Consider the following 17,932-nt stretch of genomic DNA (forward strand, 5'->3'; position numbering starts at 1 on the left):
CCCCGCGGCCGTTGACCGAGCTCTTCCATGCTCTTTCGGGGGCTATGCCCCTTCTGATCAGATTTCGCTCTCTCGTCCGCGGGTTCTTCCACGCAATCCCTATGAGCTTGCGCAGATGTCATCTGATGTGAATGTCGAGTTCCTCGAAAACGCCCTTGCGTTCGTCCAGTCTGAAGTACTGTCTCCATCCTCGCAGGACTGGGTTAAGCCGCGCGATGGCTGCGCGCAGGGAAGTTCCTCGCGCACAGTAGAAGATGTCCTTCTGTTTGTCACGGAGCCGTCCGAAGCTTTTCGGGTGCGCGCGGGGCGCACCACCATAAAAAGGCATCGCAGAACAAATCCACGATGCCTTTTTCTCTCTCCGTGCTGCAGCGGCCGCTCCGAAGGGCGAACCGGACCGCAGTCCCACGCCCGCGCCGCCTGAAACACCCGGCGGAGCGAGGATACTGTTGTTACTGAATCGCAATCATCTTGTGTTCAGGCTTCTGGGCCGCAGCCTTCGGAACGTTGATCGTGAGGATGCCGTCCGCGAAGGACGCGCTGCAGTCGCCCTGCTTCACGCCCTCGCCCACATAGAACGTCCTGCTGCAGGAGCCGGTGCTACGCTCCGAGCGGATGAGCCGCCCTTCCTTCTTGTCCTCGTGCTTCTCGTCCTTCCGGGCCGAAACCGTGAGGTAGCCGTCCTTCAGCTCCGCGCTGATCTCATCCTTCTTGAAGCCAGGCAGATCCATCAGCAGCGTATAGCCCTTGTCGGTCTCACGCACATCGGTCTTCATCAGGCGATCGGCGTGCTTGCCGAAGACGCCCGCGGCAGGATCTGGGAAGCGGATCCCGGAAAACACATCAAACGGATCGAAAACGCTGAACGGAGTTTCATCAAAGATAGTCGGAACATTAGCCATAATTCTTACCTCCATTAGGGCCGTCGTCCGAGCGGTCTGTTCTTTTTCGGGAAGCCCTCGCTGCAACCGGCTTCCCGAAGGGGGAAGCGCCGGGTCTTCGTCCTTTCGGACTCTCCCGGGGGCTTTCCCCTTTGCTAACTTCTATATGGGGGCGGTTTCCCAGTTTTCAAGGCCCGCAGTCCAAAAAATACTTCCCCCTAAATGAACGGGGGAGCCCCTGATTCCGGAGCTTCATTTCCCGCCGGCCGAGCCCGCCCCGGCTGTCCAGCAAAGGCCGCAGGCCCGGAGGCAAAACGAGGCCAGCCGTTTTCAATCACCCGTCACTTCTGCCGGATCCAGGCCTTGATGAGATCGATCACTTCCCTCTCCATTCCCGCAAAGCCGTGGTGCGAGAACGGCTGGCAGGCCGGCCCGTCATCGGTGCCGCCATCGACGGCGATGAAGTCCGTCCCGTATTTTTCAGCCGAGCGCCGGGCGGACTCAAAGTCCGTGGCTTCGCAGCCGTCCCTGCGGTGATGCACGATGAGCTGGCGGTTTTTCAGCTTCCGCGTGTCAAAATCTGCAATCATCGAAAGGCTCGAGGCATGGATCACGCCTTTCACAACGTCCTGGATGTCCGGGGCGAGGCTCATCGTAGAGCGGGCCCCCCGGCTCGTGCCGATGAGATAGAGGTCCGCGGAGGGAAAGCGGGCCTTCAGATCGGAGGCGAGGCACCGGAAACGACCCAAATTCGTGGTCGAATCCGCGGCCGCGGCGGCAAACTCCTCATCAACCGCGGCAGAACGGGCCCGCAACAGAAAGTTGTCCTTCTTGCGGTAGACGATCCGGCCTTCGGCGTCCCGGCGCGGGTTCACGATGCCGTCGCCGCCCGGAAAGAGAATCAGCATATAGCGGGGAGAGCCTTCCCCCGTGCGGTCCAGCACATACGGAACCGTCATGCCGGGGCAGGAGGCGGTCTCCAGAGACTCCGACAGGCCCTGCGCGCCCGCCAGAGCGCAGGCTGACAGTCCCGCCAGCAGGAAAATCGCGCGCATTGAAAAAATCCCCCATCATCTGCCGCAGCCGCAGAGGCCGGCCCGCTTTGTCAGCGCACCGGCCTCCAAACGGCCTTTCAGCAGGCCGCGTCCCCCCGCGGCCTTAAAGACTCTTGATCAGTACTCATCGAAGATCCTCTGGATTTCCTTCGGGTCATGCGTCCGGGTCAGGGCGAGCTGCAGCAGGATGCGGGCCTTCTGCGGATTGAGCGTGCCGCCGTTCAGGAACCCCTCGTCGGTGTAGCGCTTCACGGAAACCGTGACGGGGCCGTTGCCCACGCGAGAAGAACGGACGACGACCACGCCGTTCTTAATCGCCTCCGCGGCGCCTTTTTCCTCCCATTCATGCAGCGAGCCGTTGCCCGAGCCCGCCATCACGAGCCCTTTGGCCCCGGCCTTCACAAAGGCATCGACCGGAACACGGTCTGCGTTCGCGTGCGAATAGACGATGTCGACCCTCGGCAGGGCGTCAAGCTTTGTGACGTCGAATTCGCTCGCCGAGGTATGGCGGCGGGTGGACTGATTGAAGAAATAGTTCTTCCCGGCCGCGATGTAGCCCATCGCGCCAAGCTCCGTAGCCTTGAAGGTCGCAACGTTCGTCGTGTTGGTCTTCGTCGTGTCTCGGGCCCCGCCGATCGTGTCGTTCATCGCGATCAGAACGCCCCTGCCCTTAGCCTGCGGGTCGGCGGCAAGCTTGACCGCATTGAGGAGGTTGAGCGGCCCATCGGCGGAAATCGCGGTAGCCGGGCGCATCGCGCCCACAAGGACCACCGGCTTGTCGCTGTGAACCGTGAGGTTGAGGAAGTACGCCGTCTCTTCCAGCGTATCTGTGCCGTGGGTGATCACGATGCCCGACACCTTCGGGTCTGCGAGGAGCTCATTGCACCGTTTCGCAAGCCGGAGCAGGACCGCGTCCGTCATGTTGTTCGAGCTGATTTTGACGATCTGCTCTCCGGACACATCGGCGAAATCCTTCATCTGGGGAACGGCGTTGATGAGGACCTGAATTCCCAGGTCGCCCGCCTTGTAGCCCGTCATCTGGGTCGAGCTCGAAGCAGTTCCGGCAATGGTGCCTCCTGTTGCCAGAATCTTCACCTGCGGCAGGGCCTGCGCTCCGGCAGCCAGAGCCAGACCAACACCTAAAGTTATGATCTTACGATACAAAGCTGACATTTCACCTCTCCTTGTTTGCCCCAAAATGGGGCAAAACTAATTAAAACTCCTTAGGAAGCATTTCGCAAGTATCTGCTGATCCCTGTTGCACCGCCCATGTCGTCTTCCTGTTGAGTAAGAGGCCTGCCGAGGAAATGCCAGCTCCTTGTTGTTGCGAAGGCTTGCCCTGTGAGGCCCTAACTTAAAGTCAAGGGGCAGTATTGAAAATGCAAGGGGATCGCCTGTCCGTGCGAACGTCTTAACAGCTCTTGTTCAAACGATCCGGCCTCACTGTCTCATGGGTAAAAACAGGACCGTGTTAGCGGGCTACACTGCTTATTCCACGAATACCCCGGAAAACATATGGAGTTGGCCGTCGAGCTTAGATTTCAAGGCCGGAAGAGAGTTCACATTCATTTTTCTGTACACAGCTTCCCGGTGGTTTTCCACTGTCCTTACTGAAAGCCCCAGCCGGCCGGCTATGGCGGTGTTCGTAAGCCCTTGCAAAATGAGGGCGGTGATCTGGCGCTCCCGGGGCGTCAGCCTCTGCAGAAGCGCCTGCGCTGCTTCCTTAGAAAGCTCCTGCCTTTTTTCTTCCTGTTCCATGCACTCCCTGATCACTTCCACGAGTTCCCCGGGATTGACCGGCTTTTGCAGAAAATTCGCGGCCCCCTTTTTGACGGCTTTAACAGCCATGCCGATGTCGCCATGACCGGAGAGGAAAATGACAGGGTGAGGATATTTTCGCCTGATCAGCTCATCCTGAAGCTCCAGCCCTGACATTCCCGGCATTCTTACGTCAATGATGACGGCCCCTGGAACCGAGGGGGAGTCTCCCTGAAGAAACGAGAGCCCCGAAGGGAAGGTTTTCACCTTCCAGCCTTCCATCCGCAGCAGGTATTCAAGCCCGTTCCTGACAGAATCATCGTCATCGACAACCCGGATTAGTGTTTCTTTGTCCATCATGCCCCCGTATCCGCCGGCGGAAGTTCAATTCTCACTTCCAAAGACCGAGATTTCGTCCGCTCGAAAAAGACTTTTCCCCTGTGCTCCTCGACCAGACTGCAGACAATCGGAAGCCCCAGGCCGAGTCCCTCGGGCTTGGTTGACTCGCCAAGGGCAGCAATTGCCCTGAACTCTTCGTCCGACAGAGCCCTGCCCCCGTCGGTAACCGTAAGGATTACGGTCTTTCCGCCCTGAAGGCGAAGCTCTATCCAAGGATTACCGGCCCCCGCCTGCGCTTGAGCGGAGTTTCTTAAAAGATTAATGACAACAAGTTCCATCTCCATGGGATCGCAGCGAATCACGGTCTGGTCACGATTCTCGAACAAAAGGCGAATGGGAATGCTGCCCGCGCTTGTCGTCTTGAAATTAGCGGCCGATCTCTCGAGGATGTCCGCAAAGCTGTGCGCATCTTCCCTGCTGGACTGCGACCTCACGTAATTGCGCACTTTTTCGACTATCGCGCTCGCCTTTTGGATCTGAGTGTTGACGGCCGCAATTCCCTCTTCAATATCCCGGTCCGGCTGTTGAATTTTCCGTCTTATGGCTTTTTCAATTCCGTAGGCGTAGCAGTTCAGGGCATTGAGGGGCTGCCTCAGCTCGTGAGCGAAGAGGCTTGCCATCTGCCCGATGGTCTGCAGGCGCTTCATCTTGTCGAGCCTGTTGCGGATTTTGTCCGCCTCGCCCCTCAAAGCCTTTTGCTCCTGCAGCGCATCCTCAAGCTGCCGGGTACGCTGCTTCACAAGCCTGCCCAAAAGCACCATGTTGCAAAGAAGGAAGAAAGCAAATCCCAGCACGCCGGCCAACCACGGCCAGTAATGCGCGATAAGGCTTTTGACGGTGGGTTTCCTGTAGGATGCCCAGGGATCGGAGTCAAGTTCGTGGAGAGCGGAGTCGACGGCACTGAAATTGGCCCCGATCACCCAGAGCCGCTTCGAGCCTTCCGACTTGAGCGACAGGAGAGCGGAAAGGATCCTGTTGTAAGCCTGGTAGTCAAGCGTCGGCATGGTGGCAAGAGTCAGCCCCGGAAAGAGCTCCGTTGAATGGAGGCAGGAAAGGTTCTGGTCCTGCTTCGGGCGCAGAACAACCAAGTCCCGAGCATCGAACCCGCCTCGCTCGGATGCCCGCTCCAGGGTACAGGCGGGCAAAACCAGAACGTCGGCCTCGCCGGCCTGGAGCCTGCGGAGAGCCTGTGCCGGCGAAGCTTCATTGGCGGTGGCTTCGCTTAATTTTTCTTTCTGCCTCATCCTTTGCAGTTCCAGGTTGGCGCTCATGAGGGCAGTGCCAGAGAGCTTCCCGGAGGTTAAAAACCGCAGTCCCTTCTTTGAAAGCAGTTCATCGCTGGCCCCCGTCCCCAGCGGAGTCAGAAAAACGCTGCCTTCAAGCCGGTTCGGATTGACGGAGCCTGCCGGCATAAGAACCGCGACGTCACGGGTTCCGCTCAGGCTTGACTGGCGGTAAAGGGTGCTGGAGGAAAGGAAAAGCTCCACCTGGTTTCTGGAAACGGCCCCAAGAAGATCCCTGCTCGCGTAGGGATGGATTTCCAGCCTGTAATCCGGAGCGAGGAGCCGGCCGAGGGAATCAAACGTCTTCTTGACGAAAGGCTGCGCTTCCTGCGGGATTTCATCTTCGGCAAAGCCGATCCTCAGAACCTCCGAGCCTAACGAGGCGGTGCAGCCAAGCAACAGCGGGCCCCAAAGGAGGATCGCTCGCCAGGCCCGCCTCATGACTTCGCTCCCGCAATCGCATCCAGTGCAGCGATTCGTCCAAAAACCTGCGCCTTGCTGAAACCGGTGCCCATGATGAACGTCGTTCCGTGGAGCCCCCCGGTCACTTCCCCTGCGGCCCAGAGCCCGGGGATGACATGCCCCTTCCGATCAAGTACACGAGCATGGCCGTCAATCGTCACACCGCAATAGGTTCCAAGCAGGCACACTGTGGCCGGCATAATGAAAAAAGGTGGTTCAGCCACCGGCAGCAGAGCGGGATCCGCATTGGAAAGCTTGCCTCGCGGGGGATGCCCGCCCTTAAGACTGACGTTGTAGGCATCAATGCTTTTTTGAAGCTCCACGGGGTCCAGTCCTGCTGCACCTGCGGCTTCCTTAAGCGTCCGTCCGCGGATCACATAAGAGGGCACCCTTCCCCTTGAAAGGGGCTCCCAGAGATGCCTGTCGAAAGGGTGTGCCAGAGCTTCCTTGCGAATTTTTTCATCAAACACAAGCCAGCTTCTGCCTCCTGTTTGCATCAGGACTGAATCTGCGATTTTCTGGTATGGCAGCGACTCGTCCACGAACCGATGGGAATCGGAGTTTACAATGACAGCCCCGTAGTAGGAGATAAGGGTCATGTCATCCACGGTCGAAGGATTCAAGGTAAAAGCGTAGGAACCCCGCAGGTACTGCATATCGGAAAGTCCCGCCCCGACAGAACGCGCCATCCGAAGGCCGTCTCCGCGCGAACCCTGGGCAGAAATGGAAGACACGAAGCGCATCCGGGGTGAAAAGGCGGCGAGCATTGCCCGGTTTCGGCCAAAGCCGCCGGTGGCGAGGACAACGCCGGCCCGTGATTTAAAGTTATAAATTTTCCCACCCTTCACCGCTTGGCAGCCGCAGATTCTCCCGCTTCGGCGGTCCTGATCAAGGGTGCCCGCTCTCATGGAGCAGAAAATGTCCGCTCCCATCGATCTTGCCCGCCGGTAGAGTCCTGCGACGAGCGCTCTTGGATTCATCGCATGCGCACGTTCAACCCCCGCTCCGGGCACAACGGTTCTGGCTTCAATCCCTAGCGTGCTACGCACCCAGTTGAACTGCCTGCGGTTGTTGTCGATGTAAGCTCTGACCTGCTCCTCGCTGTTCCTGTGCTGTCCAATCTCGAGGATGTCCTGATAGAAGCGCTCGTCCGAGTCCTGGATATGCAGTTTTCTCTGGAGTTCTGTGCCGGAAACTGCCCACAGCCCGCCGCAGATGGCGCTCGAACCCCCGACCACGGGCTCACTTTCGAGGACAGCCACCCGCCTCGCACCGGCCCCAAGCGCGATGCAGGCGGCGGTCAGCCCCGCGCCCCCCGCCCCGACAATCACAAGGTCATAGGCAGCCTCCGAAGCTGAAGCGGCGGGGAGACCCATCACGCCCTCTAGGGCGCAACCGGCAAAGCCGGCAAGGATCCGGCGGCGATTGAAGGATGGCATGATCAAAGAAATGGGCTGCGAAAACTCAAATTCCGCAGCCCATTTTATTAAAGAGGACCAGACTGGTCTGCTCTTTTTAGCTTCACATCAGAGCCGGTCAGTTACCTGGCCGCAGCGATGGAACGAACGGCGATGCGTCCGAAGCACATAGCCTTGGAGAAAGCCGTGCCGGTCATGTAGGAAGCCCCGTGCACGCCTCCCGTCATCTCGCCTGCGGCATAGAGGTGCGGAATCGTCTGCCCAAAGACATCCACCACCTCTGCCTTCGGCGTAATGCGGATGCCGCAGTAGGTTCCGATCATCGCACCGACCGAGGGATAGATGAAGAACGGCGCTTTTTCAATCTTCACGAGCTTGCCCTTGCCGGACGCGAGGCCCTTTCTGCCGAATTCCGTGTCGTTGCCGGTGTCAACGGCCTTGTTGTATTTTGCGACCGTCTCGGCCACTGCTTTCGGGTCCAGGCCTGCCTTTTTCGCCGCCTCCTCGATCGTGTTGCCCATGAAAACGTAGGGCGGCACCTTGCCCTCGTCTATCGGCTTCCAGAGGATGCCGTCCTGCAGAGGATCCATCTTCATCGCGGTGCGGCGAATGGCATCGTCAAACACCATCCATGACTTGCCCTCGGGCTGCATGAAAGCGACGTCGGCCTGGATCTTGTAGGATACGGACTCGTCGATGAAGCGCTTGCCCATCTTGTTGATGAGGATCGCGCCCTTGAACTGGGTCAGCGCCATATCCTTGATGGTGGAGGGGTTGAGCTTAAAGCCGTAAGAGGCCTTGATGTAGTTCGTATCGACCATGTCGGCACCGTAGGCCTGCGCCATCAGAATGCCGTCGCCCTGAGTGCCGAGGCCCGCGATCACAGCGGCCTTCTCAAGCTGCGGGGCGTACTTCTTCAGCATCTGGGGATTGCGGGAGAAACCGCCGGCAGCGAGAACAACGCCTTTCTTCGCCTCGATGAAGCGGACCTTTCCGCGCTGGTTCACGCGAACGCCTGCGATGCATTTTTTGGCCGAATCCCAGACCAAGCGCTCCACCTTAACGCGAGTGACAACCTTGATCCCGTGCTCTTCAGCGTACTTTTTATAGACCTGAAGCACTTCCGTCGGCTTGAAGGTATGGGCGCGCGGAACGCTCATGCCGCCCGACAGCGTCACTGAAACGGGCCTCACGCCGCGTTCGGTCACCCAGTCATAGAGGGCTTTGGACTCATGGACATAGGCCCGCACCACTGCAGGGTCGTTCTGGTGGCGCCCGGTGGTCATCATGTCATTGAAAAAGAGATCCTCGGAGTCCTTGATGCCGCGCTTGGCCTGTTCGTCCGTCCCGCCAACGGCCCACTGTCCGCCGCAGATGGCAGACGAGCCGCCGTACGCCGGCTCTTTTTCAAGCACAATGGCAGTTAGATTGCTGGTCGCGGCCTGGGCAGCCGCAGAAAGTCCGGCACCGCCTGCGCCCACGATGACCACGTCATAGCTTTCGTCCCACTTCTGGGGCTTGTTCACCGGAACAGCCTGGACCGGAGCCGCCAGAGAAGCTGATACCGCCGCGAGTCCCATTCCCAGAAACGTTCTTCTTTTCATGATTTCCTCCTGACACACTCATGCGGATAATCCGGACAGAACCTGCAGTCCCTCAAGACCGCGCAGCGCGGAGAGAGTGGACGCTGCGGGCCCCAGGGACTATTGCCCGTTAGGAGTATTTTCATAAATCGAAGTACCTAGGTATATTTGATTAATGTTAAATGTTCTGCGTTACCGATTCGGAAGGCTCAGATAAATCCGCCTGCGGCCGATGCTTTTTGCATGCAAGGAAAGGACTAGAACTTAATAATAATTATTATTATTAAATTTCATATATTTATAAGATGAATTCAGGTTCATGGTGCCATACCGGGAAAGGCTGGTACCCACAGTCCTGATTTCAACACAAAAGCATGAAGTTTCTGACCCTCATCCGTTCAAACGTCTCCTAGGTACGCGAAGAAATTGATGCCTCTCGGGAAGAGGTTGGGAAACTAGAAGCCGTATGCTCGTTAGATCAAAAAGTGAGCGGCGTCACCTTCCGTCGCCTGCACCGGCTTTTCATTGTCCGACAACGCACTCGCGCGGCTTCGCGCGGGTGAAAAGGAAGAATTTGAACGTCGTCTGTATGTCTATGTCTTCTATAACAGGAACCACGCCGGCAGGGACGAGCAAAACTTAATCAACGATCCACCCGAACTCAGGCGCGCCGTTGAGGCTGGAGATCCTTTGACCGATGCGGGCCAGAGGAAAGTCGAAAAGTTCCTCATCTGCAGCCGTGCCGGCCGAGGAGGCGCGCTCGAGGTCTCGTTTAACGAAGATGCCTTTAGACAGGCTGGACAGCTTTTTACAAGCATTGAACAACCAAAGAGCCGGCGCAAGACTGCTTCCCGGCTCTTTCATAGCCTCCTCCCGTTAAGGAGGAAAACTAGATTTTTCCCAGCGCAATCAATCGAGATAGGCTTTAAAGTCCTTGTCGAGCCTCGCAAGGGATTCGTTAATCTTCATCGTTTCAGACTTCGTCCACTTCCGGTTCTGTTCAATGACGTCGTCCGTACGCTCCAACGCCTTCTGGAGCTCTGCCTTCTGGGGGCCGCCGGAAGTCTTGCGGTTTGCAATGATGGCCGCAGGATTCAGCGCCTTCCTCAGGTCGGCTTCGCTCATCGGGCACTCGCGGGAGGCGGCCGGATATTCCTTGTCTATGACTTCGGCGTAAAACTGCTGCATCTTTGCGTAGGGAAATTCCGTCGGCTTGATATTGTGAGCCTTGGCGTAAGACACCATTTTGCTGGCGACATGGTGCCCGACGCGGAACGGCAGCTTGTAGTTGCGCATCAGCTCATCTGCAATTTCCTGCGAAGCCGTCCAATCACTGTTGAGCTCTTCAAGAGAGCGCTTCGGGTCAATGCGAAGGGCCTTCAAAACATGCATGTACTGGTCCAGCATCTTGATGGTGTCGTTCACCATCCGGGAATTCGGCGCAACGCGCTTCGGATCGATCATTCCCGGGACTATGTTGTGGGCGCGGATAACCGGCGACAGGCCCTCGCTGATGACGTTGCTCGCCGATTCACGCACGTTGATCATCAGTCCGGGATTGCGCTTCTGCGGCATGGCCGACGAAACGTAGGTATTGCTGCCTCCCTCCTGAAGCAGAATCCAGGGACGGGGCTGGGCATACTGCACAGACACGTCCTGAATAAAGCTGCCGACATGCAGAGCAATGGAAACAAGAATGGAGCCGAGCTCGACAGGCTCATCGACAGGCTTGATTTGGGCGGCGTCATAAGCATTGGGCACCGGAGCGCTGAAACCTAGGTAGTTTGACATGCGCTCGCGGTTTAGAGACCAGCCTGTGCCGTTGAGCACCGTCGTGCCCATCGGGCAAAGGTTCAGCCGGGCATAAAACTGGCGCAGCCGTTCGGCATCGCGCGCAAAGCCGGACTGGAACCCTTGGAGATAATGCGCATAGCTGTTCGGCTGCGCCGCCACTCCGTTGGTGTAGTTGGGCACGATGGTGCCGACGTTGCTTTTGGCCAGTTCGTTGATCACCGCCATGGTATCGGCGAGCTTGCCGGAAAGCCGCAGAACGTTGTCGCGCATGATGGCCGAATAATAGGTTGCGTGCATATCCTGGCTGGACCTGCCGACATGAAGCATTGTGGCGTCCATGCCCGCCTCTTTGATGAGATAGGGCTCGAATTTAATCACACGGCTCGGGCGCGGGCCGCCTTTCTTATTGCCATTGTCCAGCACCCTCTCAAGGCCGCCGGCTATTTTCCGGCTCACGCCTTTGGGCAGCAGTCCCTGCTCGGCATTGATGACAAGCGAGGCCTTGTTGATTTCACCAAGCCAAAAAAATTCATCGCGCTGCTGCGCGGCTTCCGCAGCACACCCCATCTGTGCGAACAACGCCGCTGACACGGAAAAAGCAATAAGCCCGAGTTTCATCTGTCAATCTCCTTTTTTGGCCCCGCCGCCATCGACGGGCGATTGCGCAGCATGGTAGCGGCCGGCCTCAAACCAATAAAAGCATTCATAGCAATTATTCATTTGCTGTTTATGCAATAATCAAAGCGGATTTGCACCGTGCATGAGAGCAGAAATCCTGAAAGAGAAAGTTTCGGGGACATCCGCCCCTCGGCCGTTCCCTGTCGCCCGAGGGCTGAGCGAGTGCAAGGTTCGAGAACATGAAACTTCAGAGTATTACCGCCTGGCGCTACCTGACAGCCTTTAGCTCTTTCGGACGCATCTGCGATGTGGCGTCCCATTTCGACGTCAATGCATCCAGCGTGAGCCGAGCTCTCAGAGAGCTCGAAGCCTCCCTAGGCTATCCCCTGTTTCGCGCCGAAAGTCGAAATCTGCGCCTGACAGAGCGCGGGAAAGCCACTGTCAAGCTGATGAAGCCTGCCATTGAAATGTTTGACCGCCAAATCGCGCAGATCTCAAAACTTAACGCCTGCGTAAGCGGCCATATCCGTCTTTCTGTCGCCGGCGGCTTCGCCGCCAGCTTTCTACTGAACTACCTTGACCGCTTCAAGGCCTTGTACCCGGATATTGTTTTTGAAGTTTCATCCGGACGGAAAATTCCAGCCCTTCGCAGCGGCGTCTGCGACATCGTTACGGTAACAGGCAGGCCCGAGGACGAGAATGTGGTCTTTCTGCCGCGAGGCATCAATCACTATGTGCCCGTTGCCAGCCCCGCTTTTCTCGAAAAAAACAGACAGCTTTCCTCCCCCGATGACCTCCGCCGAATCCGCGTCTTCGCCTATGGCGGAGCAGAAAGGGCTCCTACCCGGGTTCTAGTGCGCGGAAGGGAAAAATGCGAACTGGAGCTCAAGGAATACCTGCGCATCGACAGCGTCTTGGCCATCAAGCAGGCAGTCCTGCAGGGCAAGGGAATGGCCGTCGACCTTCCTGTCCTGCACTGTGCCGCAGAGCTTGCCGCAGGGAATCTCGTTCCGGTCCTCTCAGGCTGGCACCGGCCCGACGAAGAGCTTTACGTCGTAACGAGCCGGATTGGCTGGCAGGCTCCCCGGATCCGGATTTTTGCCCAGTGGTTTGCGGAGGAATCCCGGAAGGAATACGAGCGCTGTTGGAAAGAGATCGAGCCTGTCCTCAACCGCTGCAGACTGAAACCCGGCAGCCAGGGGCGCACGGACTCTCCGAGAACGCCGTACTCCCCTGAAAGCGGGCACACAACGCCGACAACCCAGCTGAAAAAAGATCACTTTTGATAACTTCTTTCATAGGCTGCGTCGTGCGGTAAAGCAAGTCCCAAAGCGTAGCAGGCAGGGAAATTCATTCATTTTCCCGCCTGCTTTCCTGGGACGGGCTCCCTGCAAAAAGAGGAAGCCATCGCAGATTCACTTTTTATTTCAGCCCGAGAGCTGTCTTCGCGGCGATGCGCCCGAAAGTGGTCACATCAGCCGTAGCGTTGCCGCCCAGACGGTTGGAGCCGTGGATACCGCCCGTCACTTCGCCTGCAGCATAAAGGCCCGGGATCACGTGCCCCTTCGTGTCGAGCACCTGCGCGCGGCTGTTGATCGTGAGTCCGCCCATGGTGTGGTGGATGGACGGAGCGCGCGGCGTCGCGTAGAACGGACCCTTCTCGATCTTCTTGTCGAAGAGCTTGCGGCCGAACTTCGGATCGTTCTTCGCCTCGACCTGCTTGTTGTACTCAGCCACAGTCGCCTCGAGGTTCTTCGGCGGGACGCCGATCTGCTTGGCGAGGTCCGCAAGCGTGTCGGCCTTGTAGATGCGGCCCAGGCTCACGAGCGTATCCACATCCTCGTTGAAGCTGTTCGTCTTTTTCACGATCTGGCTGTCGTTGATGTCGTAACACATGGCGCCGGGCTGCTTCTTGATCGCGGCGACGAACTCGTCGCGGCGGGCGTCTTCCTTCACGAAGCGTTCGCCGTTCTTGTTCACGTCAATCACATCGTCCAGACCCGACATCTTGCGGGCGCGGCCCTGCAGGGTGCCCGAGCCAGGAGTGGCGAGCGGGTAGACCTGGACGTAGTTCATGCCGGTGGTGCCCGCGCCGATCTTCGTGGCCATGATGATGCCGTCGCCGGTCGCGCCGGGCTGGTTCGTGGAGACCATGTCAGGCGTGAGATTCGGAGCGGACTTCTGCCGCATTTGCTTGTTCTGGGAGTAACCGCCGGTGGCGAGGATCACGCCGTGCCTGCCGTTGAAGACATACTTGTCGCCCAGCGTGTCGGTCGCCCGCACGCCCACCACCTTGCCATTCTTCACGATGAGGCTCTGCGCGCGCATGCCGGTGACGATCTTCACGCCCTGCTTGTTCGCCGCCTTAAGAAGCGGCTCGATCAACGCGTTGCCCGCCGGGGCGTCAAACTGGTGGGTGCGCTGCCAGAGCGCGCCCGCGCCCTGGGAGACGCGGTCGAGAACCGGAGCGCCCAGCCCCTGCAGCCAGTCGAGCGTACCCTTCACATTGGACGCGTAAGTGCGAATCAGCGGAATCTTGCCCACTTTGTCGCCGCCGTTGTAGGTCTGCAGGGCGTGCCACTCGGGGCAGTCGAAGAGGCTCTTGGAGCCGGACTTGAGATAGGCCTCGTACTTCGCCTTCACGTCGGCCTGCAGCTTCGCGTGCTCCGGATTGGCGGGCTTCTCATTGATCGCCTTGACAACTGCGTCCTTGAGGGTGTCGGTCATCGGAAGACGCGACTGGCGCTCAGGGTCGGCCGCGTTGAAGGCCGAGGCGCAGCGCAGCGTGTTGCCGCCGATCACCGGCATCTTCTCGATCACAATCACGTGCCGGCCGCCCTTTTCCGTCGCAGTCACGGCCGCGGACAGGCCTGCGCCGCCCGAACCCACGATCACGAGGTCATAGGCCTCGGTCTTCGTGCCCTTGAACTTCTTCTTCATCGGCGGAACCGGAGTCTGCAGCAGGGCGAGGCTGCCGCCCGCCTGGCTCAGCGCTTCACCCACCGCCTTCTTAAAGGCCGCGGAGGTGACCGTGGCGCCCGAGATGCTGTCGACGTTGAGCGTCTGGTAGCGCAGGATCTGGTCGGTGAGCTTTTCCACCGCCATGCCGCCCATCAGGCGGGTCTCGCGGAAGTCCGGAGTCTTAATGGATTTGATCCGATGCTCGTCGACCGTTACTTCGACATTCACCCAGCCGTTCGAGCCGTAGGCCCTGGCCGTATAGGTTCCGGGCTTGAAAGTGACCTTCTGGGCGCGGCCGCCGTTCTTGTCCTTGGCAAGCGCTCCTTCGACCGCGGTCATGATCGCCTTCGAAGTCACCGTGGCGCCGCTCACCGCCTGCACTTTGGGGGAGCCCGCCTTCACGATCTCACCGGGGACCTTCGCGATTGCACGGCTTCCAATGCCCTGGGTCTCCTTGTTCTCGGTGACCTGAACCGCAGTGACGCGGCCCTTGTCGACCGTGACCTTGACGGTCATGGGACCGTTGTGACCGACCACCTGCTCGGTATAGGTGGCGGCAGTCGCAGAGCCTGTCGCAAAAACTGCCGCAAGCACAACCGGCAGAATGGACTTGAGTTTGAGCTGCATAGTTTTCCCTCCTATGAGGATAAACGTCAAAACGCCCTATCTGTAGTTTAAATGACGCCATCTTCGCGTAGAAGCGGGTATTTACTATCTTTTTAAGCTCAGCCTGCGGGCCGGCAGATCCTTTCCCGCGGCCGCCGGCTTTCCGGAAGTAGAACCTAACCTATTGCTGTATTTTTGGAAAGACGCCCTGCTGAACCGCGTGAAATCAACCCCGCCGGATAGATCCGAGCGGCCGCCGTCCAATCTCTTCCAAATGAACGCAGCGGATTTTTTTTGTTGCCTGAAAACAACGGATGTCTATCCGTAGTGACGAAAATACCGGCCCCGGACACACGGCGGGATCTGTCGGTTAAATTTCATGCGGCAGAGCTTCGCCGCTGCGCTGACCGGCGGCTTTTCTGCCTTGCCCCTCGGCAGAAAACTGAAGCCTGGCTGATCCGGATGCTCAATGCTCCCTCAGCTGAAACGGCTTTGGCCGCAGACCAAGCCGATGCCGCGGCACACACGGCCGGCGGCGGCCTTGCCGGTCATAAGCCTGAGCGAGTCGGCCTTGCAGAGCGAACCGGGAAAAGTCTTGTAAAAAAAGCGGCGCAGAACCGGGCTTTCAGGCCGAAAGCGGCCTGCAGCCTCCGTTTCTAGTCCTTCCGGTCCGCGAGGAGCTTGCCCGGGTTCATGATTCCCCTCGGGTCGATCGCCTGGCTGATGCGTTCCATGATCTCGAGCTCCAGCGGATCCTTGAGCGCGAGAAAGTGCCCGCGCTTCAGCTGTCCGATGCCGTGCTCGGCGGAAATCGAGCCGTTTCTCTTCACCACTTCCTCGTAGGTGATCCTGCGGATCCCCTCTTCGTTTTCAAACGCGAGGTTCGAGGGAATGGAGCCGATGTTGAAGTGGATGTTCCCGTCCCCGAGGTGCCCGTAAAGAGAAGGGTCCAGCCACGGATAGGCGTCGTAGAGCCGCTTCACAGTCACCTCGAGGAATTCCGGGATAAGGGAAATCTTGAGCGACACGTCGTTGTGGAGGTTGTTTCCGACGATCGCGTCGGCCTCCGGGATCGATTCGCGGATCCGCCAGAAGGCTTCGGAGTCGGACAGCGACTGCGCGAGGTAGGCGTTCGCAACTTCGCCCGCCTCGAAGGCTTCCGCTAGAATCGCCTCCAGCGAAGCACCTTCCTGCGCCTGGCTCGAAAGCTCCGCGAGAATCCACCAGGGGCAGTCGTCCACCGGCCCCGGAAGCTCGACGCCGGGGAGCTGCTCGGCCACCCGCTCGATGCACTTTCTCTGGATCAGCTCAAACCCCGTGAGCTCCGAGCCGGCCGCGGCCTTCACGCGGTCCAGCAGCTTCACCGAGGACTCGAGGTCCGGGATCCCGACCAAAGCCGTCTGGCGGCCGCGCGGAATCGGAAAGAGCTTCAGCACGGCGCGCGTAATGACCCCAAGGGTTCCTTCCGACCCGATGAAAAGCTGCTTCAGGTCGTAGCCGGTGTTGTCCTTCCTCAGGCCGCGCAGCGCCGTCATCACGCGCCCGTCGGGCAGCACCACCTCAAGCCCCAGGCAGAGGTCGCGCATGTTGCCGTAGCGAAGCACCGCCGTGCCGCCTGCGTTCGTCGCGAGGGCCCCGCCGATCTGGGCCGATCCCTGAGTACCGAAGGAAAGCGGGAAAAACCTCCCCTTCTCCTCCACCGCCCGGTGAAGCTGCTCCAGGATAAGCCCGGCCTCCACCGTAACGGTGTCGTTGCCGGTGTCGATTTCCTCGATCCTGTTCATCCGGCCAAGAGAAAGAAGGATGGCCCGGCCCGAATCATCCGGAATGGATCCCCCGACCAGGGTCGTGCCGCCCGACTGCGGAACGACCGGCGTGCGGGTGTCGTAGGCGACTGCCATGACCCGCGAGACTTCCTCGGTGCTGCCCGGGCGGACAACGACCGCCCTGCCCCTGAAGCGCTTCGTCCAGTCAATGAGGAAGGGCCGCGCCTTTTCCTCGTCCGTGATCACATAGTCGCTTCCGACCGCTTCCTTCAGCCGGCTGATGATTTCGCTGTCCATTTCTTTTCCGCTCGACACTTAAAGACTGCACTGCAGGCCGCCCCGGCTGCCTTAAGCCGGAACCGCCGCGGCCTGCCCGGCTGCGGCGGGAGAAGCCCCCCTTCCCTGCCGGAAGATCTCAGAACGCCGGGACGACGGCTCCCTTGTACTTCTTCAGGATGAAATTCTTTGTTTCCTTCGAAGTGAGTGCCTGCACGAGCTTCTGGATCTTCGGATTCTTCTCGCCGCCCTGGCGGGAGGCGACCACGACCGCATAGGGGCTCTCCTTGTTTTCAATGAAAATCGCGTCCTTCAGAGGATTGAGCCCCACGCCGAGCGCGTAGTTTGAATTGACGACGGCGAGATCCACGTCCCTGATGGAGCGCGGAACCTGGGCCGCGTCAAGCTCCACGAACTTCAGCTTCTTCGGATTTGAGACCACGTCGAGCGGGGTCGCCTCGTAGCCCACCCCCGGACGCAGCTTGATCAGGCCCGCGGACTGCAGGAGCAGGAGCGCGCGGCCGCCGTTCGTCGGGTCGTTCGGGATCGAGACGCGGCCGCCCTGCGGCACCTTCTTCACGTCCTTCAGGTTTTTGGAATAAACGGCAATCGGGAGGATGTGCACCGGAGCGACCTTCTCGATCTTCAGGCGGCGCTGCCGCACGGCGTTGTCGAGAAACGGGACGTGCTGGTAGAAGTTCGCGTCCACTTCCCTCGCATCAAGCGCCGCGTTCGGGGCGACAAAGTCCGTGAACTCCACGATTTGAAGGTCGATGCCCTGCTTCGCGAGAATGGGCTTCACGAATTTCAGAAGCTCGCCGGAAGGCACCGGGGTGCAGGCGACCCGAAGCTTCTGGGCGGGAGCGGCAAAAGCCGGAAGGGAGGCCGGGGCGAAAAGGGCGGCTGCAGCGGCGGAAGCGATGAAGGTGCGGCGGTTCATTTGTTTTTCCTTTTGTCTTTCAGTGAGAGAGTTCCCAGCACCCGGAGGAATCACCCTCGCAGCCGGATTTTTTTGTAAAAAGCGTAGGAAAAGCATATCTGGCGGAAGGAAAAAAATGACGCCGCAAATGAA

At 59.1% G+C, this 17,932-nt stretch carries 14 protein-coding genes; 1 reads left to right on the plus strand and 13 read right to left on the minus strand.

Features of this window, described 5'->3' with window-relative positions; all coding sequences use genetic code 11:
• Window positions 1–118: 118 nt before the first annotated feature.
• The 10 genes from MAF45_RS01110 to MAF45_RS01155 all read right to left on the minus strand — a co-directional run bounded on the left by MAF45_RS01110 (window position 119) and on the right by MAF45_RS01155 (window position 11,251).
• Window positions 119–328: a group II intron maturase-specific domain-containing protein gene (locus tag MAF45_RS01110; RefSeq protein WP_237977709.1), complete on the minus strand. Its 210-nt coding sequence runs from the start codon at window positions 326–328 to the stop codon at window positions 119–121.
• Window positions 329–452: 124 nt separating this feature from the next.
• Window positions 453–902 (minus strand): Hsp20/alpha crystallin family protein, encoded by a 450-nt coding sequence (locus MAF45_RS01115; protein ID WP_237977710.1) that lies wholly within the window; start codon window positions 900–902, stop codon window positions 453–455.
• 320 nt (window positions 903–1,222) lie between these two features.
• Window positions 1,223–1,936, minus strand: a complete 714-nt coding sequence (locus MAF45_RS01120; RefSeq protein ID WP_237977711.1) for a hypothetical protein — start codon at window positions 1,934–1,936, stop codon at window positions 1,223–1,225.
• Between the two features lie 117 nt (window positions 1,937–2,053).
• Window positions 2,054–3,109, minus strand: coding sequence for a type II asparaginase (locus MAF45_RS01125; protein WP_237977712.1), 1,056 nt, complete (start codon window positions 3,107–3,109; stop codon window positions 2,054–2,056).
• Between the two features lie 315 nt (window positions 3,110–3,424).
• Entirely contained in the window at window positions 3,425–4,054 is a 630-nt protein-coding gene (locus MAF45_RS01130) for a response regulator transcription factor (RefSeq protein ID WP_326520663.1), read from the minus strand.
• Window positions 4,051–5,817, minus strand: coding sequence for a sensor histidine kinase (locus MAF45_RS01135; RefSeq protein ID WP_237977713.1), 1,767 nt, complete (start codon window positions 5,815–5,817; stop codon window positions 4,051–4,053). The genes MAF45_RS01130 and MAF45_RS01135 overlap by 4 nt, the downstream gene beginning before the upstream one ends.
• Window positions 5,814–7,277: an FAD-dependent oxidoreductase gene (locus MAF45_RS01140; RefSeq protein WP_237977714.1), complete on the minus strand. Its 1,464-nt coding sequence runs from the start codon at window positions 7,275–7,277 to the stop codon at window positions 5,814–5,816. The genes MAF45_RS01135 and MAF45_RS01140 overlap by 4 nt, the downstream gene beginning before the upstream one ends.
• Window positions 7,278–7,378: 101 nt before the next feature.
• Complete coding sequence (locus MAF45_RS01145) at window positions 7,379–8,860, minus strand: flavocytochrome c (RefSeq protein WP_237977715.1); 1,482 nt, start codon at window positions 8,858–8,860, stop codon at window positions 7,379–7,381.
• 618 nt (window positions 8,861–9,478) lie between these two features.
• Complete coding sequence (locus MAF45_RS01150; protein ID WP_237977716.1) at window positions 9,479–9,703, minus strand: hypothetical protein; 225 nt, start codon at window positions 9,701–9,703, stop codon at window positions 9,479–9,481.
• 45 nt (window positions 9,704–9,748) lie between these two features.
• The gene (locus tag MAF45_RS01155; protein ID WP_237977717.1) at window positions 9,749–11,251 is read right to left on the minus strand and encodes a lyase family protein; all 1,503 of its coding nucleotides are present in this window, start codon (window positions 11,249–11,251) and stop codon (window positions 9,749–9,751) included.
• A gap of 239 nt (window positions 11,252–11,490) precedes the next feature.
• Here MAF45_RS01155 and MAF45_RS01160 point away from each other — a divergent pair, with 239 nt between their 5' ends.
• Entirely contained in the window at window positions 11,491–12,537 is a 1,047-nt protein-coding gene (locus tag MAF45_RS01160) for a LysR family transcriptional regulator (RefSeq protein ID WP_237977718.1), read from the plus strand.
• Between the two features lie 136 nt (window positions 12,538–12,673).
• On the opposite strand, the gene MAF45_RS01165 is transcribed toward MAF45_RS01160, so the two are convergent.
• The 3 genes from MAF45_RS01165 to MAF45_RS01175 all read right to left on the minus strand — a co-directional run bounded on the left by MAF45_RS01165 (window position 12,674) and on the right by MAF45_RS01175 (window position 17,800).
• Complete coding sequence (locus MAF45_RS01165) at window positions 12,674–14,839, minus strand: flavocytochrome c (RefSeq protein WP_237977719.1); 2,166 nt, start codon at window positions 14,837–14,839, stop codon at window positions 12,674–12,676.
• Between the two features lie 635 nt (window positions 14,840–15,474).
• The gene (locus MAF45_RS01170; RefSeq protein ID WP_237977720.1) at window positions 15,475–16,881 is read right to left on the minus strand and encodes an FAD-binding oxidoreductase; all 1,407 of its coding nucleotides are present in this window, start codon (window positions 16,879–16,881) and stop codon (window positions 15,475–15,477) included.
• Window positions 16,882–16,999: 118 nt separating this feature from the next.
• Window positions 17,000–17,800 carry a MetQ/NlpA family ABC transporter substrate-binding protein gene (locus MAF45_RS01175; RefSeq protein WP_237977721.1) on the minus strand — a complete coding sequence of 267 codons (801 nt, stop codon included), beginning with the start codon at window positions 17,798–17,800 and terminating at the stop codon, window positions 17,000–17,002.
• Window positions 17,801–17,932: the final 132 nt, after the last annotated feature.

The organism is Mesosutterella porci (genome assembly GCF_022134585.1).
GTDB lineage: Bacteria > Pseudomonadota > Gammaproteobacteria > Burkholderiales > Burkholderiaceae_F > Mesosutterella > Mesosutterella porci.

Excerpts from the sequence above, each read along its gene's own strand:
- MAF45_RS01110 (WP_237977709.1), bottom strand. The coding sequence starts at position 328 with ATGCCTTTTTATGGTGGTGCGCCCCGCGCGCACCCGAAAAGCTTCGGA.
- MAF45_RS01115 (WP_237977710.1), bottom strand. The coding sequence starts at position 902 with ATGGCTAATGTTCCGACTATCTTTGATGAAACTCCGTTCAGCGTTTTC.
- MAF45_RS01120 (WP_237977711.1), bottom strand. The coding sequence starts at position 1,936 with ATGCGCGCGATTTTCCTGCTGGCGGGACTGTCAGCCTGCGCTCTGGCG.
- MAF45_RS01125 (WP_237977712.1), bottom strand. The coding sequence starts at position 3,109 with ATGTCAGCTTTGTATCGTAAGATCATAACTTTAGGTGTTGGTCTGGCT.
- MAF45_RS01130 (WP_326520663.1), bottom strand. The coding sequence starts at position 4,054 with ATGATGGACAAAGAAACACTAATCCGGGTTGTCGATGACGATGATTCT.
- MAF45_RS01135 (WP_237977713.1), bottom strand. The coding sequence starts at position 5,817 with ATGAGGCGGGCCTGGCGAGCGATCCTCCTTTGGGGCCCGCTGTTGCTT.
- MAF45_RS01140 (WP_237977714.1), bottom strand. The coding sequence starts at position 7,277 with ATGCCATCCTTCAATCGCCGCCGGATCCTTGCCGGCTTTGCCGGTTGC.
- MAF45_RS01145 (WP_237977715.1), bottom strand. The coding sequence starts at position 8,860 with ATGAAAAGAAGAACGTTTCTGGGAATGGGACTCGCGGCGGTATCAGCT.
- MAF45_RS01150 (WP_237977716.1), bottom strand. The coding sequence starts at position 9,703 with ATGAAAGAGCCGGGAAGCAGTCTTGCGCCGGCTCTTTGGTTGTTCAAT.
- MAF45_RS01155 (WP_237977717.1), bottom strand. The coding sequence starts at position 11,251 with ATGAAACTCGGGCTTATTGCTTTTTCCGTGTCAGCGGCGTTGTTCGCA.
- MAF45_RS01160 (WP_237977718.1), top strand. The coding sequence starts at position 11,491 with ATGAAACTTCAGAGTATTACCGCCTGGCGCTACCTGACAGCCTTTAGC.
- MAF45_RS01165 (WP_237977719.1), bottom strand. The coding sequence starts at position 14,839 with ATGCAGCTCAAACTCAAGTCCATTCTGCCGGTTGTGCTTGCGGCAGTT.
- MAF45_RS01170 (WP_237977720.1), bottom strand. The coding sequence starts at position 16,881 with ATGGACAGCGAAATCATCAGCCGGCTGAAGGAAGCGGTCGGAAGCGAC.
- MAF45_RS01175 (WP_237977721.1), bottom strand. The coding sequence starts at position 17,800 with ATGAACCGCCGCACCTTCATCGCTTCCGCCGCTGCAGCCGCCCTTTTC.